The 15,426-nt window shown below is 39.7% G+C and carries 17 protein-coding genes; all 17 read left to right on the top strand.

Annotated elements, in window-relative coordinates; all coding sequences use genetic code 11:
• Positions 1–417 precede the first annotated feature (417 nt).
• Positions 418–1,251 (top strand): hypothetical protein, encoded by an 834-nt coding sequence (locus tag ACXABW_RS08850; RefSeq protein WP_457522253.1) that lies wholly within the window; start codon positions 418–420, stop codon positions 1,249–1,251.
• 579 nt (positions 1,252–1,830) lie between these two features.
• Positions 1,831–2,046: a Flp family type IVb pilin gene (locus tag ACXABW_RS08845; RefSeq protein ID WP_457522251.1), complete on the top strand. Its 216-nt coding sequence runs from the start codon at positions 1,831–1,833 to the stop codon at positions 2,044–2,046.
• Between the two features lie 8 nt (positions 2,047–2,054).
• Complete coding sequence (locus ACXABW_RS08840) at positions 2,055–2,504, top strand: A24 family peptidase (protein ID WP_457522250.1); 450 nt, start codon at positions 2,055–2,057, stop codon at positions 2,502–2,504.
• Positions 2,501–3,307, top strand: coding sequence for a Flp pilus assembly protein CpaB (gene cpaB, locus ACXABW_RS08835; RefSeq protein WP_457522248.1), 807 nt, complete (start codon positions 2,501–2,503; stop codon positions 3,305–3,307). Before ACXABW_RS08840 ends, cpaB begins: the two co-directional genes overlap by 4 nt.
• 4 nt (positions 3,308–3,311) lie before the next feature.
• Positions 3,312–4,628, top strand: a complete 1,317-nt coding sequence (locus ACXABW_RS08830; protein ID WP_457522246.1) for a type II and III secretion system protein family protein — start codon at positions 3,312–3,314, stop codon at positions 4,626–4,628.
• A complete protein-coding gene (locus tag ACXABW_RS08825) occupies positions 4,621–5,121 on the top strand; it encodes a hypothetical protein (protein WP_457522244.1) in 501 nt (166 codons plus the stop codon). The genes ACXABW_RS08830 and ACXABW_RS08825 overlap by 8 nt, the downstream gene beginning before the upstream one ends.
• Before the next feature lies 1 nt (position 5,122).
• Complete coding sequence (locus tag ACXABW_RS08820) at positions 5,123–6,337, top strand: AAA family ATPase (protein ID WP_457522243.1); 1,215 nt, start codon at positions 5,123–5,125, stop codon at positions 6,335–6,337.
• 1 nt (position 6,338) lies between these two features.
• The gene (locus tag ACXABW_RS08815) at positions 6,339–7,616 is read left to right on the top strand and encodes a CpaF family protein (RefSeq protein WP_457522241.1); all 1,278 of its coding nucleotides are present in this window, start codon (positions 6,339–6,341) and stop codon (positions 7,614–7,616) included.
• Positions 7,613–8,533: a type II secretion system F family protein gene (locus ACXABW_RS08810; protein ID WP_457522239.1), complete on the top strand. Its 921-nt coding sequence runs from the start codon at positions 7,613–7,615 to the stop codon at positions 8,531–8,533. The genes ACXABW_RS08815 and ACXABW_RS08810 overlap by 4 nt, the downstream gene beginning before the upstream one ends.
• Entirely contained in the window at positions 8,533–9,411 is an 879-nt protein-coding gene (locus ACXABW_RS08805) for a type II secretion system F family protein (RefSeq protein WP_457522237.1), read from the top strand. Before ACXABW_RS08810 ends, ACXABW_RS08805 begins: the two co-directional genes overlap by 1 nt.
• Positions 9,404–10,126: a tetratricopeptide repeat protein gene (locus ACXABW_RS08800; protein WP_457522235.1), complete on the top strand. Its 723-nt coding sequence runs from the start codon at positions 9,404–9,406 to the stop codon at positions 10,124–10,126. Before ACXABW_RS08805 ends, ACXABW_RS08800 begins: the two co-directional genes overlap by 8 nt.
• A 5-nt stretch (positions 10,127–10,131) precedes the next feature.
• Positions 10,132–10,623 (top strand): pilus assembly protein, encoded by a 492-nt coding sequence (locus ACXABW_RS08795; RefSeq protein WP_252027431.1) that lies wholly within the window; start codon positions 10,132–10,134, stop codon positions 10,621–10,623.
• Positions 10,601–11,134: a tight adherence pilus pseudopilin TadF gene (tadF, locus tag ACXABW_RS08790; RefSeq protein ID WP_457522233.1), complete on the top strand. Its 534-nt coding sequence runs from the start codon at positions 10,601–10,603 to the stop codon at positions 11,132–11,134. Before ACXABW_RS08795 ends, tadF begins: the two co-directional genes overlap by 23 nt.
• A 53-nt stretch (positions 11,135–11,187) precedes the next feature.
• The gene (locus ACXABW_RS08785) at positions 11,188–11,871 is read left to right on the top strand and encodes an OmpA family protein (RefSeq protein WP_457522231.1); all 684 of its coding nucleotides are present in this window, start codon (positions 11,188–11,190) and stop codon (positions 11,869–11,871) included.
• 23 nt (positions 11,872–11,894) lie between these two features.
• A complete protein-coding gene (locus tag ACXABW_RS08780) occupies positions 11,895–13,214 on the top strand; it encodes a TadE/TadG family type IV pilus assembly protein (RefSeq protein WP_457522230.1) in 1,320 nt (439 codons plus the stop codon).
• 174 nt (positions 13,215–13,388) lie between these two features.
• Positions 13,389–13,757 (top strand): hypothetical protein, encoded by a 369-nt coding sequence (locus ACXABW_RS08775; protein WP_457522228.1) that lies wholly within the window; start codon positions 13,389–13,391, stop codon positions 13,755–13,757.
• 155 nt (positions 13,758–13,912) lie between these two features.
• A complete protein-coding gene (locus tag ACXABW_RS08770; RefSeq protein ID WP_457522226.1) occupies positions 13,913–15,340 on the top strand; it encodes a DUF4874 domain-containing protein in 1,428 nt (475 codons plus the stop codon).
• Positions 15,341–15,426: the final 86 nt, after the last annotated feature.

The raw sequence follows: 15,426 nt of genomic DNA, 5'->3' as shown, positions 1-15,426 counted from the left end.
ACGTATACACTAATTTGTAATGCAAAAGGCTCCCAATGGTTGGGAGCCTTTTTTATACCTGCCTTTTGTAAGTACTACTTCAATCGTTTTCTTCGGTTTGCGTTCAACATCAGCAAGCCAAGCTAACTCCGCACCGTTTTTGATCATTATGTTCTTTATTTATGGCTAAAGAGCCTGGGTTGCATCTGGGCATCTTCCAAGGTGCGTTAAATACAAGTTTGTAGCGTAATTACTTGCGGGTGGCTAAAGCAGTAGCTGCTGCTTGATTTAGTTTTAGCTTCAACTTCATCAGAATCATCATTCGAGATCGAAGCGTTGCGAGAGTGATGAAAATGTAATTTTTCGGAAAACCACTAATTACTTTTTCTGGTATGACCTCCATAATTACGTCGATTTTAATTGAGAGGCCGATGAAATATGATTCATAGCAGAATGTTACTTAGTCCTGAAGATGCAATTGCAATTCAACAGCATGTACGCTCTAAACTCTTAATTGAAGCCAGTTTTTCGATGAGCCCAAGAATGGCTGATGTTGTAGCGATTTTGCTTACCAAAGCTCAATATCTATTTAGTAAAGGTCAACTATCAACGTCTGAATTTACTTCTCAACTAGTCGTAGAAAGCTTTGAGTTAGAGTATTTTCTCGCTGATAGAGGGCGTCGTCATATAAGTAATATTATTGCCGATCCTGTTAATAGGTTGAAAGAGGCCACCTTCGGCATTGAAGAAACAAAAGACCAGTATGTATTTCATAAGTTTTTCGATCATATTGAATATGTAGACAACCAACTCATCGCATCTTTCAGTGCTATGTTCGCATGTATGCTAGAAGTTGACTTTAAATATGAATCGACCTGTAAGATTGATAACAAAGAATACTTATCTCTTACCGATATGCACACTAAGAGAACTTATGAATTGCTATGTTATTTGTCCGAGAGCTCAAAAGATAAATTGTTCCCAATAGAAAAACTGCAATTTATGTACGGAGTGTTTGGAGAAGATGGCAAGATAGAAAAACCAACATATCAGGTCCCTAGAACATTTATTCGAAGAATCATAGAAAGTTCAATAAAGTCCATATCAAAAAATACGAAACTAATGAAGGCTTTTAACTTTGAAAGAAGTGAAATGGGTACACTTGGATATGAGGTTTATAGGGATTTAAGTGGAGATGTATATATTAAATTTCTATTTGATAGCCAAAGGAATAAGAACAATAAAGAAACTTTAACTCAATTAGCTGCATGAAAATGGCCGACTTATTAGTCGGCCATTTTTATTTTATAAGTATCCAAATTAAACCAACTTGAACTGCTAATACTGCCCCGAATTCGATACCACTTCCAACTGACATCACTTGAAGCCAAGGAATGGTGATGGCTACTATATTCTTCATGGGTTCTCCTTTCCATAACTAACCTGAGATATAAACCTACCTTAAGGACCGCAATTAAGGTCTGAATAATGTGTGATTTTATTGTCACTCATATATTTGATCGTATTTTTACCTTGTTATCGTTTCTATTTGATGGTTTTTGGGCTGACTTTTTATAATGATTTTGTGATTTTATTGTCGATAATGATTCGGTAGTGGTGATTATTGGGTTTTATTTGGTATGAATTTGGTTTTTCTTGAATTTTATTGTGTTTTTTGTTCGCTTGTTCTTGTTAAGTTGTTGGTATTAAAGGAGTTATTGTGATTTTTGTTTGCTTTCATTATATTTTTATTATTTGATTTTCTCTGACTTTGTTAGATGGAAATTATAGATAATGTCCTTGTTGAACGAAGTTCACGAAATTAGATTTTAACAAAGACGGTAAATTATAATGTTCTCTAAAATTAAAGAAAAAGCACTTAATACATATGTTTCATTTGTAAATGATGAGAGTGGTGTAACCGCTATCGAATATGCAATTATCGGTGTGGCAATTACGGCGATTGTTTCAACGGTTTTCTACGGAGAAAATGGTTTGGAAGGTGCTCTTGAAGGTGCGCTGGATAAAATTGTGACAAACATTAATGACGCTGGTAGTACTCAATAAGTTTGCACATGGAAATTTTTTGGTGGGCAGTATTGTCCACCATATCACTATGGGTGTGCTATACGGATGTAGTACATAGAAAAATATCAAATAGGCAATCAGTAATAGTATTTGTTCTTTGTCTTATACTGATGATTTATAGTGATAATTACTCAAGTTATCTACATTCGATAATTATTTTACTAATGGGGATATTGCTTTTTACATTCGGATTTTGGGGAGCTGGTGATGCAAAATTACTTAGTGCTTTTTCATTGGCTATTAAACCAGATCTTATTCCAGTTGTATTATCGATCATAACTTTTTTGGGATTAGTGTTAATTTTATCTCAATATATTTTTGATAAATTTGATAATTATAATCGCTATTTTTCAGCAGATTATGGTGTGCCTTATGGGATCGCCATATCAATAGGCGCGAATTTTGGTGTCGTATTAACTATTTTGAGTGGAAAATGAAATCAAGAATTTCAATAGTGATTTCCGTATTGGTGATAGGGATTGGCTTATACGGTGTGTCACAAAATCTATCAACAAATACCCAGCAAGCTGACAGCGCTGTGGTTACTGAGCACGAAGAAGTATTCACATTTTATGAACTACTTGAGCCCGTATCTCAAGGAGAAACTTTGGAACACGGTGACTTTAAAGTCGTCACTCTTAAGCAAACTGAGGCTAATGAAAAAGGTTTTAGTGAAAGTGAGAAAATAAAACTCGCGCCAGGCTCTGTCTCTAGAAAAACACTGGAATCAGGTGTTTTGGTGAGGCAAACCGATATCAGTAACCCCGATGATGAAGACTATGTTCGCATTGCGGTTAAAACCGGCTCTATTCCTTACCCACTAGAGGTGGCAAATAGCGCAGTACAAGGTGGAGTAATCTCGGTGGGAAGCTTCGTCGACGTGTTAGCTATGTCAACAGAAAGTGGTCCAGGCCCTCTTGCTGGAGGTAATCATAGCAGTAATGCGCTAAAAACAGCTTCGATTTCCGATGTTTTAAGAAATATAAAAGTATTAAAAGTAGAAAAAGGTACTAACGAAGTAGAAAACAGAAGTAAAAGTTCTGAATCAAAATCCGTTGTAGTTCTTGAATTAACAAAACAACAAGCAACAGAAATTGCTCTCGCGGAAGTCATATCTCACTTATTTATTCAAGCATCTTCCCCGTATGGTGATGAGGTCATCTATGCAGATTCAGGGGATGTTGTTAAAAACTTTAAGGCGATAAAGGAATACAGAGCCGCTAGAACAGAGGTGAACTAGCCGTATGAAAAAGTATATCGTACTCATTGTATTGTCATTATTTCCATTTATAAGTATGGCAAAAAATATCGTAATCTCTGAAGGGCAATCAGAGCAATTTATTACCAGCCAGGATATAGGCTCTGTATTTATTTCTGATCCAGAAGTGGCCGATTATCAAGTCATAGATAATAAGAAGGTGGTTGTTTATGGTAAAAAAGTTGGCACTTCATCGTTTATGATCTTTAACGATGCTGGCCAAACCATCCGTAGTAGTAAGATCACCGTCAATAAAAACATGGCATCACTAGAGTCGTTGGTTAAAGCCATTTATCCAGATGCCAACGTGAAAATCTCCAGTATCGGCGAACTGGTTGTCTTGACTGGGTCGGTTTACAGTGAACGAGAAAAAGATGGCATTTATGCCATGGTTGGTGAGTCACTAGCTAAAGAGTTAACTATCGATGAGTTTGTGCTAACGGGAGAAAATACCGAGCATAAGGCTCAATTTATGGAATCACGCTCCTACGCCAATGTCATCAATAACATTGAAGTTCTAGTAACAAAACAGGTTAACGTTAAATTATCGATTGCAGAGGTTTCTCAATCATTTTTAGAGCAAATTGGTGCAGATTATAGTACCCCAGACCAGATTGCTGGCGTGTTTGTTAATCCGCTATTGGATATTAGTGCATCTAATATTGTTAGCGTGATTACCGCAATTGGTGATGAAAGTATTGGCCAAGTTTTGGCTGAGCCCAACCTATCTGTTGTGTCGGGCGAAAGTGCTAGCTTCTTGGTTGGTGGTGAATTACCAGTAGTAACCACGATAGACGGTGCAAGTAATGTTGAGTACAAAGAGTTTGGTGTTCGCTTAGACCTACTCGCAAAAGTAAAGCAAGACGACAAAATCTCTCTCGCCTTGATGCCGGAAGTCAGTTCACTAGATGTTCAATATTCTAATGAAGAGTATGACTTGCCTTCACTTAAAACCCGCAAAGCGAGAACAACAGTAGAATTAGCCGATGGTGAAAGTTTCATCTTAGGTGGGTTACTTAACACCGAAAACCGAGAAAGCCTAAGCAAGATCCCGCTGATCGGTGACATTCCAATCATCGGAAGCCTGTTTAGAAATAGCAGTACGGAACGAAACAAAACTGAGCTGATTATTGTTGCAACCGTTAATTTAGTAAAACCTGTTGCCACAGCAGACATTCAGTTACCAAAGATCCAAGAAACCACTACGCTGGAACGATTCTTCGGAGTTGAAAATGATTACCTCCAGGCAAAAGACCAATGGCTTGAAGAGTTACTTTCTACTGGGGGATTTAAAGATGAGTAAGATAACCAAATACCTTTTCTTAGTGCTGTTAGTCAGTGGTTGTTCTCAAGTCGAAGACTCTCGAAATGGCAGTGTTATAGATGTCTACCCAGTGACTTATTCACAGCGCTTTGAGGTAGTGGAATCAAAAGAAAAAATTGAGGCTTTTGTTGAACGATACCAAAGTTCAATCAATGAACATGGCTTGACAATTACCCACCACATTTCGTTAGAGGAACGTCGACTAAATTCGATAAAGCAGCAGCTTTTAGGGCTAGGTTTAACCAACAAAGCGATCTTTACCAGTTCATCTAATGACAAAGTTAATGTTGATGATATTACTTTATCAACAACAACTTATAAGGTAGTTGCCGAACTGTGTGAATACAGTCAGTTTGGCGAATATCAGTCCGAATTTGGTTGCAGTTCAGAAGGATTGCGCTGGAAGTCGATGGTCAACACTCAACGGATGCTTAACGGCGAAGAACCTCTATCACCGAGTGTGGAGAATTAACATGTTTGACATATTTAAAAATGATATAGAAACGTTTGAACAAGATGCAAACGACAATATACATGTATTTTATACGTCAAAATCGTGCAGTGATTCTATCGTAAAAGCATTTCGCTTTAATGGAAAGGAATCACCCGAGGCGGAAGAGTTTGGCATTAAAACTATTCGTCAGTCGTTGCTCGACAAAGAATGTTCTTTGATCATCCTGGAGCTCACTGAGGCGGTTGACTACGTTGCGGAATTAGAGGATGTGCGTCATTTTTTGCCTAGCCGTATACCAGCACTCGTTATTGGTAAGGTTGACTCATTACGCTTGGTAGAAAAACTGAACAGAATGGGGTTCTATTACTTACTTTGGCCTAATCAAGAAGAACACATTGTAAAGCTTGTAGACAGCATCACATCAGAGCGCCCAGTAGGCCAAGTTCTTAACGCAGAAAGATTGGCTAAAAGAATTCACATATTGCCGAGTAAGGGGGGAGTCGGGGCAACACTTATTGCGTCGTTGCTCGCTCAGGAGTTGTCGAGCAATAGAAAGATCTCAAGTTTAATTGTCGACCATTCAATACAAGGTAGCAACCTAGACATAATGCTGGGGCTAAAGAACTTTACTCGAACATCTATGCCTCAAGAAGAGCAGCAAGAATTCGATTTGTCTTATGCCATGAGTATGACAACTAGAGTCAATTCGTCGTGCTCGATTCTTTCATTAGAAAATGAGCATACTAACTACGAAGAGTATCAAGACTCCATCGGAAACTTGGTGTCTATATTGGACAAGGGTTTCAACTTCGTTATTGAGGATCATTCTTCATCAATTCTTAGTGACTCTATGCTTAATCATATGTCGAACAGTACAGATATTTTGATACTTGTTATCGAACCGACAGTATCCAGTTTGAGAATGGCGAAGAAACAATTAAAAACCGTACTTTCGCCTGAATCGGAGTTACGCATTATTCCCGTCGTCAATTATGTTCGACCGCAAAAAAGTGCAACTGTTGATGTGAGTGAGGTTAGCCAGCACCTCGGCGTAAACGCTGAAATCATACTGCCATTTGATCAAGGTATTGCTCAACAGATTATTGATGGGGTCGAAGTCCATAAACTAAAAAATACTTTTGGCAAAAAGTTTGATGATTTTGTTTCACTCCTTCTAGGAGAGCAACGCCTCCACCAGAACAATTTTCTAACAAAGCTACTAAGAAGGAAGTGATATGAGTGCTTATCAATCAGTTTTCCTTAATGTCAGGCAAAAGATTTTTGAAGCGATAGATGCGGAAGTAGCAAATAACGTGACTACCGAGCAGTTAAAGATCCAGCTAGCTCAAGCGGTTAATGGTGTTATTCTCCAAGAAGGTTGGGCGGCGACAGAACAGCAAAAGGTCGAGTTTGTAGATAGTTTAGTTGATGAGTTGCATGGTTTTGGCCCTTTACAAGGGCTGATGGATGATGAAGACATCAGTGACATTATGATAAACGGGCCTGACAACATATTTGTTGAGAAAGCGGGTAAGCTTCAAAAAACAGAAGTCAATTTTATAGATGGTTATCAACTGCTTAACATCGCTAAACGAATAGCAGCCGAAGTAGGACGTCGTGTCGACGACTCCTCTCCGACTTGTGATGCTCGCATGTCTGATGGAAGCCGTATCAACATCGTTATACCGCCAGTTGCAATTGACGGTACTTCTATGTCGATCCGTAAATTTAAAAATAGCCGTATGGATCTCGACAAGCTAACAGGCTTTGGCGCAATGAGTCCGCAAATGGCACTAATTCTGAAAATTGCTGCTCGATGCAGGTTGAACATACTCGTTTCAGGTGGTACTGGCTCGGGGAAAACCACCATGTTGAATGCGCTGTCTCAATATGTTTCTCACCAAGAGCGAATCGTCACAATAGAAGACGCAGCGGAGCTTAACTTACAGCAACCTCACGTGGTAAGGCTAGAAACCAAAGTTTCTGGGTTAGAGGGAGATGGTGGCGTTGATACTCGAGATCTCGTGATCAATTCTCTGCGTATGAGACCGGATCGTATTGTAGTGGGTGAGTGCCGAGGCGGTGAAGCATTTGAAATGTTGCAGGCGATGAATACCGGGCATGATGGATCAATGTCTACCTTACATGCCAACTCCCCTCGTGATGCTATCGCCCGTGTCGAATCTATGGTGATGATGGCGACGAGTAACTTACCGTTAAGTGCGATTAAGCGCACCATCGTCAGCGCGGTGGATTTGATTGTTCAGGTCAACCGACTACACGATGGTTCAAGAAAAGTAATGAGCATTACAGAAGTCGTTGGTATCGAAGGGGATAATGTAACACTAGAGGAAATATACCGGTTTAAATTGAGTGGCAACAGTAGTGCAGGGGAAGTGCAAGGCGATTTTGTCACTGATGGACTAATGCAAAGTTCCGTGTTAGTAGAGAAAGCAAGCTTCTTTGGGTTAGATAATCAGCTGACTCAAGCTTTCCATGAGGCGGCGCTATGAATATTTGGTTTCTATTGCTCCTTTTGGGGAGTGGATGGTTGATCTATCAGCTAATTGATACCCATAAGCAAAAAAAAGCAAAAGATAAAGTATTTGATTCACTGGTGGCGGATGAAGACTCGGTACAGCAGGCAGTTGATCTAACAGCTTTAATGGACGACAAAAGCCTGATTGCAAGGCTTAAGTCAGCGTTAAGTGCTACTCATAGAAGGCTTGGAGATGGGGCGCATTTAAAGATTTTGGTTGCTGCGCTGATATCAGTCGTTGGTGGAGTATTTATCAACAACAATTTTTTCCCCGTCGGAGTAATACAATCGTCGCTTATCACTATGGTTGTGTGCTTTGTATTTATCTATCAATGGCTAAAAAAGCGTGAAGAGAAGGCTTTTAATGATGAATTTCCAGATGCACTCAATACTATGTCGGGAGCGATCAGTTCAGGCGAAAGTTTGATGCATTCGGTGATATTTGTTGGAAATAATTTAGATGGCGTCGTTGGGAACGAGTTTAAGCGAATGGGTGAGCGATTGAGGTTAGGTGAGCCACCTGAGTATGTTTTCTACAAGTCATCTGAACGTTTCCCGTATGCGACTTACTTATTCTTTGTGATCACCATGAATACTAACATTTCACGAGGTGGGCCATTAAAGGATGTGATAAAGAAATTGAATCGGCAGTTGTTTAATACCAGGGCGATAGAAAAGAAAAAATTGGCAATGACTTCTGAGGCGAGAATGTCCGCCAAGATTGTTTCGGCAATCCCTTTTATTTTCTTATTCATGCAAAAATTCACTAACCCAGCAGATTACGAGTTTGTTATGTTCCACTCGTCAGGAAAACCGATTCTGTACTATGTTGTTGCAAGTGTTGCTATAGGGATGCTAGTGATTCGTGGCCTACTGAGCGGGGTCAAATAATGGATTCACAACTCATTATATTTGCTTCTTTAGTTGCTATCACCGTAGGTGTGATTGGGATGCTCAAAGAAACAATTGCTCCTTTATTAAAACGGCAAAAAGCACGCAAGTTTTCATTATTAGAAAGTAAAAGTGATAACCGTATCGATAGGTATTTAGATAAGTTATCAAGAATGCTTCCTAGCGTGGTTTCTAATAATAAGGATGAAAATCGCAGTAAGTTTTATGCGGCTGGAATTTATAACTCACGCTTGGCTGACGCATACATGCCAATCAAACTTGTGATACTTGTTGGTGGTGTATTAGCACAGCTACTGGTGTTGTCCGATCTTACTCTATTAAACCAAGTTACGGCTGGTGCGTTGTGGGTAATTGTTGTTGTCATAGTTCCTGAAACAATACTGGATCGCCGCGCTAAAGCGTTGCAGCAAAAAATATCCGAACAACTACCTTATGTTATTGATTTAATGTCCGTTTGTGTGCAAACCGGTATGACCATTGAGTCTTCAATGGGCCATTTAGCCAAAGAGATGAAAGGATTTGATCGGGATGTTTCCCAACTATTAACAAAGGTGAATAGTAGGTCGCGAGTTATCGGGTTACCTAGAGCACTCGATGAAATCTACGAAGATGTACCGACTAGCGAAGTCAGAAGTTTTGTTATGACACTAAAGCAAAGTCTTCAGTACGGTAGTTCGATCAGTGACATGTTAGATAACCTTTCTTCGGATATTCGCGAAGTGCGAATGCTTAACCTAGAAGAGAAAATCGGCAAGCTATCGGCAAAAATGTCGGTACCCCTTATTTTATTTATTTTAATGCCAGTCGTTATTTTAGTTGCGGCTCCTGGCGTAATGAGGATTGTATTAGGTGTTTAAGAATATATTAAAACTTGCAGTAGTCGCTTTAGTGTTAACGGGGTGTTCATCTGCAAATCAATACAGTAGCGAGCAAATTCGTGAATCTTTACTTAAGAGTACCGATAATAATGCAGAGTTGATTACTTTTTATAAGCATAAAGTAGAAGAAGATGACTCTACGATTAACCTGGAAAACTTAGCCGAGGCTTATTTAAATTATGGTGATCCTGAATCGGCTCTACATACTTTGGAAAACATTTCCAAGGATGCGGTGACACCTAAGTCTTTGTACTTAACTTCAAAGTCTTACTTTGAACTAGAGAACTCAGATCAGGCAATAATCTATGCAGAGAAAGCGTATTTTAAAAGCGAGCAAAACGCTGCAATAAGTAATTACTTAGGAGTGGTGTACGCTAGCGAAGGAAACTTTATTACCGCTAAACACTACTTTGAGCTATCAAAACGAGGGAATGGTAGCCGAGTAGAAGCTCAAAATAATTTGGCTGTGTTAGAAATGATAGGGGGGGATTACCACAAAGCTGTCGATCTTCTGTCACCGATTTATCACTCGGAACCAGACGCAAAAGTGAAAACAAATTTACTCATCGCTCTATCGAAAAACGGAGAGTTTGAGAAAGTAAAAAGTATTTTATCTTCTGAATATAGCAGCTCGGAAGTAAAGAAAATGTATAAAACCATGCAAGAACTGGAAATGAAGTTTCAACAGGGCTAAGAAAAATGCGTCGTTCAAACCAAAAAGGCTTTATAGCTTCTCTTGAATTTTGTTTAGGCTTCTTCCTATTGTGGTTGGTATTGATGGCTTGGGTTGAAATCAGCTATATGTCTTTTATATCGGCAACCAATGACCTCATTATTGCCGAAGCAGCAGGAGACAGCAAAATTCGAGAAGGTGAGTATGGTTCTACTTTTATCGATATTGTAGAAAAGCACACCAGTGGTTGGGAAGGGGTGCTCGATCGTTCGAAATATAAGTTATCAATCCAATATTTAGGCTCTGTTTCTGCGTTGGAAAGTTACACTGGCCGATGCAGTGGAAGCAGTTCGGTTGCAACATGCGGCAATGCTGCCAACAGTTCAATTGCGGTTTACCACTTAACTTATGATTTTTCGACGATATTTTCGAAGTTATTTGATGTCACCAGTTTGCTTAAACGTGAAGTCATTGTAATCCAGGAGTATGAAAGAGATGCGTTCGAAATCGATATCTAAGCAGCGAGGCACCTTTGTATTGGAATTTGCCATTATGGGTTTTGTGCTTTGTTTACTGTTTGCGTTTGGTGCCGATATTGTCACTAAAATGTCTTACAAGGGAAAGCTAGATAGGCTTTCATACTCACTGGTGAATGTATTAAAAGAGCGCACTCAATTGTATGAAAAAGAGGTTTACGATGTCACAAGTGCTGAAGCGAACTCAATTACTCGAATTGCAAAAAGCTCGTTGACTCGAATGGCTGGAAATGCAGCGAGTAGTAAAGTAGGTGTTGTAGTTGAGTCTCTAACTTTCTCGGATATTGGTGAGTCTGGAGAACACCGAACATACGGCTCTGGCTGTGAAATCGGAGGGGGGGATTTAGAAGATCTTTCGGTAGTTACCACATGGGATAGGCAGGCTAGTGTTTACCGAGTGACCGTGTGCTACGACACACCGAATATTTTCGGCAGCCTTTTAGGCCAGAATTATAGTGAAGTGTCCTCTTCATCGGTAATGTTAGGCCGGTAAAGTATTCCTAATTTTTAGTAAATAACAAATACGACTTATTAAGAGAAATAAATATGAAGAAGCAGATAGTGCTCTTTGTGGGGATTGTTACGCCTGTAATTGGGTGGACGAGCCAAATAGATGACGTTGATACAGTAAAAATACAAGAGAAATGCTATGTAGAAAACGGGGTAACTCACCGTGTTCAAATTGGCGATTCAGTAACAATCAATAACCGACAAGGTGCATTCGAATATATACAATCCGATTCCGGTAATAGAACAAACACTCATGTATTAAATTCTGTAAGCCAAGGTTGGAAAGAGTGCGAATCTATTCAAGATGATGATACAAAAAAACCGACTCAAGGAATTGTTAATGCGAGAGTCACCCAAGTTAAATTTGATATCACTCAATTTGAATTTGATAGTGCTGCTTTATCTGATGCTAGCAAAAAACAACTTAAACAATTTACCGTTCAACTGGGTGACACGGTAGATAGCATTTCCATTGTTGGCCATACCGATTCAGAGGGCAGCGATAAATATAATTATCAATTAGGTTTTGAAAGAGCAAAAGCGGTCGCTAACTATTTAGCAGAACATGGGGTAAATAAAAAGCAACTTCAGCTTTCTTCCAGAGGTGAGAAAGAGCCTTTATTGGAAAACAGTAACCCTAAACACAGTGCAAAGAACCGAAGAGCCGAAGTGACAGTGTTGCTTAACAGCGAAGCGGATAACCAACCTGAAACAAATTAACTCATCAAGGTAGGAGGCAGATTGTGAACCAATCTATACAACGACAGCAAGGCCATGCAGCTATGATGTTTATGCTGATGTTCCCGCTGCTTTTGGGTATTTTCGCACTCGGCGTCGATGGCAGTAAAGCGATGCAAGATAAAGCTAGAATCGAAGAAGCTTCTGAAGTCGCTTCGCTGGCTTTAACGGCGCAAAACTCAACGGATGAAGCGGTAAATATTGATACTGCAGATAAATACTTAAAAGCCTATTTACCTAGTGCTGAAACGCAGCCTAACGGTATTGAAAGGCTGGAATGCGAAGAAAATCCAGCGTGCGACTCAAATGGCGATGAGTTTGTTCAATATACTTTAGCAGCGCAAGTTGAAAATAACACCTGGTTCTCGGCGAATAACGTATTAGGAGAAACTTATACTGCTACAGGAGGTTCGATTGCGAGGAAAATTGTCGAGCAAGAAGAGATTCCGATCGAGCCAATAGATCCACCAATTGACCCACCACCGCCTCCTCCTGGCGACAACCCGCCTATAGATCTAGTATTCGCTTTAGATTTTTCAGTTTCGATGGCGTTTCCTGAAGGGGATGGGATAGCTTGTTTTCCGAATTGTCCATCGAAAAAGGATCTCCTTAAAGAGCAAGTTGAGAAAATATTGGACTTACTTGTATCAATGGAGCCGAGTGAAGGAGAGCACCGTGTAGGATATTCCTCATTTGCAGGCGTTGGAGCGGCTGTGCCTACTGATGGGGATAGGGCTTGCGGAATGGATCAAACAGGAGGTTACCCAAATGACTATGAGTCGGTTATTAATAAAACTTTCATAGAGAAAGATAGCAGTTATTGTGAGTCTTCTGGTACACCTACTCCTGTTGGAGAACGCATTATGAGCTCTGATTTTAGTAATTTTTTTTCTAACTCTGGAGGGCAAGGAGATCAAACTGGTTCTTATCATAGCGTAATTCGATCTGCTCAGTTAATGAATAGGCTTCCGGCCGGAGAGTCTAGAAGAATCATGGTGATTTTGAGCGATGGTGATGATAACCATCCAAACAAGAATTCTAACTATTCAGAATCTTTGTATTCGGCTGGCCTATGTGAGCATATTAGAGAGCATTTGAACGTTGAGACATATGCGTTTAGGTATGATTACGAGGATGACTGGTATACCTCTAAATCACTAGAAATATGTGTGGGTGATGATAATGTATTTAATGTGAGTACAACTGACGAGTTTTATGAAATCCTCTCGAAGATAATTACTGACGGAGATGAAATAGTAACACCTCCACCACCTCCTCCTGAGCCTGTAATTGGCGACCGAGAAGAAATTGGTCATTTATTTTAAGCCATTGAGTTTTTGTTTTACCACTTAAGCAACTGCGTGCTAGTTGCGCCTTGGGCAGTCGGATTTCCGCTGCCCCTTTTTATATCCGATATTTCAGGCAGCATGATCTCATCTATATATGTCTGCACTGATATAACCCTTTTCTATTGTTGTTATAGCCATTGAGATAATAATATGCGCTTTCCCATTTTCTTTTCATTATTCCTAGCTTTTATTTCAGTAATAAATACAGTACATGCCTCTCCTCTGCCCGCTTACCGATGTGATGTAGAGAGGCATCCCTATTTGTTTTTTGATGACTATGAATTTTGGGGCCAGAACCTTTATCGCGTCTATTCTGGTTATGCATTCGATCCTTATCCTATCTCAAAAGAAGATCCAACTCGGGTTGATGAAGAAATTTGGCTTCAAAAAATTGATAAAACGGAGAAAGGTGAAGCTCAATACTCTAATGGCAGAATCAAGTTTATAGTCACAAGCGAGCGTGCTTATTTGATGTTAAGTGATGGTATAGAGTACCTATGCCGTCCTGCTGGTGATTAATTTATGATTAATAAATGAAGAGTCATACCGTTATATGTAAACTATTTTTTGTCCGATCGGTTTAATCTAAACCGATAAAACTTTGGAAGCTCACTCTCATTTGGCTTTAATTCGCTTTGTTAGCCTGTAAGTGCATTATATGAAGTGAGGATAAGATGAAAGAAGTCAAATTAAAGGTCCGAGGCTTAAGAGCCGGAGAAGAAGTTCTTATTAATCCGGAGCGTGGGTTCCGATTAGAGCTGGTCGCTAATGCAAGTGACCTTACTCAACCTTGGCAGAGATATTTTGTTTTGGATGAGTTGCCGGAAAAAATAGATTTACTACGACAGTATGGTGGCACTGTTATTCAAACCTACATATATTTGTCGGAGTATTATGACCGAGATATACCTGCTCATGCGATCAGTAATATAAATTTGCTTCTTGATTGCTATCGCGCTGCTGGGGTTAAGGCCTTACTACGTTTTGCGTACGACAAAGGAATGACTGCGAGTGAAGGCGGTATGCTTCCATATAAAGTTCAGGACGTACAAAGGCACATAAAGCAATTGAGCAATGTATTTGAGCGAAACAAGGATGTTATCTTTCAATTCCAATCAGCGTTTATTGGGGCTTGGGGCGAATGGCACCACTCTTATTACAAGCACGAGACTTACCCTGAAGCCGTAAGTGCGATGATGAATACTTTCTTCGATTACATACCGAAAGATTTTCAAATAACCTTTAGGCACTATGAATACAAAGCAATGTGTGACTTCATACCAGAACGTTACGCACGCGCTGGCTTTCACAATGGATTCTTTACTTTAGATTTGCATGAAGGAGCAGGGGGAAATGATTGGACAGAGAATAGCCAAGACGATGTAAAAGTAATGGAGGAGGGCGTATACACTCATGTTGATGGCGAAATGCCATACTTTGGGGAAGGGAATCATTGGAATTTAAATTTTCTGCTAGATGGCTATGACGTATTTAGGCGTTTACTCAGGCACAATTATGGGGCGTTTAGTCTTTCTCATAACCGCACATACAATGTTGAAAGTTGGAAAGGGAAATTTGTCTCCCGTGAGCAGATGATCGAGCAAGAAACGTTGTTGTTTGACGAAGACTATTTCAAAAATACTGGTGGAGGTATCGTCCACAGAAACTGCTACGACATTATTCAAGATCACTTAGGGTATCGCTATCGTTTGCTAGAAATTAACGTGAAATCCGATGAAAACCCCCAACTTTCTATCGACCTCTCTATTCAAAATGATGGTATATCCGGTGTAAGTAAAAGCCGGCGAGTCTATACCTGTATTCTTGATGCAAACAATCTGCCTGTTTCGCAGAGCTCAGTGCTCAGTGGTGAAGAGTCATTTGACTTGAAACAACTCGAATGGCGAGGCGTTGGAATACAACTCACATCGAAACATGACATTTCCAACCTAACGAGTGGTTCATATCGAATTGGTATTTATATGCCAGATGAACACGATAAATTTGAATCACACTCAAATGCTATTCGTTTAGCGAACAACATTGAATGGAGTGTGCTAAAAGGCATCAATGTGATTAAAGGCTATGAGCTGAAAATATAAAAAAATAGACTATAACGGTTGGATTCATTTAAGCCCCTCAATTGAGGGGCTTAAACATTTAAAGGGAGAAAATTCAGTCTCACTTC

The sequence above is a fragment of the Vibrio paucivorans genome (assembly GCF_054053395.1).
This window is presented reverse-complemented; position numbering and strand designations above follow the sequence as displayed.

Excerpts from the sequence above, each read along its gene's own strand:
- ACXABW_RS08850 (WP_457522253.1), top strand. The coding sequence starts at position 418 with ATGATTCATAGCAGAATGTTACTTAGTCCTGAAGATGCAATTGCAATT.
- ACXABW_RS08845 (WP_457522251.1), top strand. The coding sequence starts at position 1,831 with ATGTTCTCTAAAATTAAAGAAAAAGCACTTAATACATATGTTTCATTT.
- ACXABW_RS08840 (WP_457522250.1), top strand. The coding sequence starts at position 2,055 with ATGGAAATTTTTTGGTGGGCAGTATTGTCCACCATATCACTATGGGTG.
- cpaB (WP_457522248.1), top strand. The coding sequence starts at position 2,501 with ATGAAATCAAGAATTTCAATAGTGATTTCCGTATTGGTGATAGGGATT.
- ACXABW_RS08830 (WP_457522246.1), top strand. The coding sequence starts at position 3,312 with ATGAAAAAGTATATCGTACTCATTGTATTGTCATTATTTCCATTTATA.
- ACXABW_RS08825 (WP_457522244.1), top strand. The coding sequence starts at position 4,621 with ATGAGTAAGATAACCAAATACCTTTTCTTAGTGCTGTTAGTCAGTGGT.
- ACXABW_RS08820 (WP_457522243.1), top strand. The coding sequence starts at position 5,123 with ATGTTTGACATATTTAAAAATGATATAGAAACGTTTGAACAAGATGCA.
- ACXABW_RS08815 (WP_457522241.1), top strand. The coding sequence starts at position 6,339 with ATGAGTGCTTATCAATCAGTTTTCCTTAATGTCAGGCAAAAGATTTTT.
- ACXABW_RS08810 (WP_457522239.1), top strand. The coding sequence starts at position 7,613 with ATGAATATTTGGTTTCTATTGCTCCTTTTGGGGAGTGGATGGTTGATC.
- ACXABW_RS08805 (WP_457522237.1), top strand. The coding sequence starts at position 8,533 with ATGGATTCACAACTCATTATATTTGCTTCTTTAGTTGCTATCACCGTA.
- ACXABW_RS08795 (WP_252027431.1), top strand. The coding sequence starts at position 10,132 with ATGCGTCGTTCAAACCAAAAAGGCTTTATAGCTTCTCTTGAATTTTGT.
- tadF (WP_457522233.1), top strand. The coding sequence starts at position 10,601 with ATGCGTTCGAAATCGATATCTAAGCAGCGAGGCACCTTTGTATTGGAA.
- ACXABW_RS08785 (WP_457522231.1), top strand. The coding sequence starts at position 11,188 with ATGAAGAAGCAGATAGTGCTCTTTGTGGGGATTGTTACGCCTGTAATT.
- ACXABW_RS08775 (WP_457522228.1), top strand. The coding sequence starts at position 13,389 with ATGCGCTTTCCCATTTTCTTTTCATTATTCCTAGCTTTTATTTCAGTA.
- ACXABW_RS08770 (WP_457522226.1), top strand. The coding sequence starts at position 13,913 with ATGAAAGAAGTCAAATTAAAGGTCCGAGGCTTAAGAGCCGGAGAAGAA.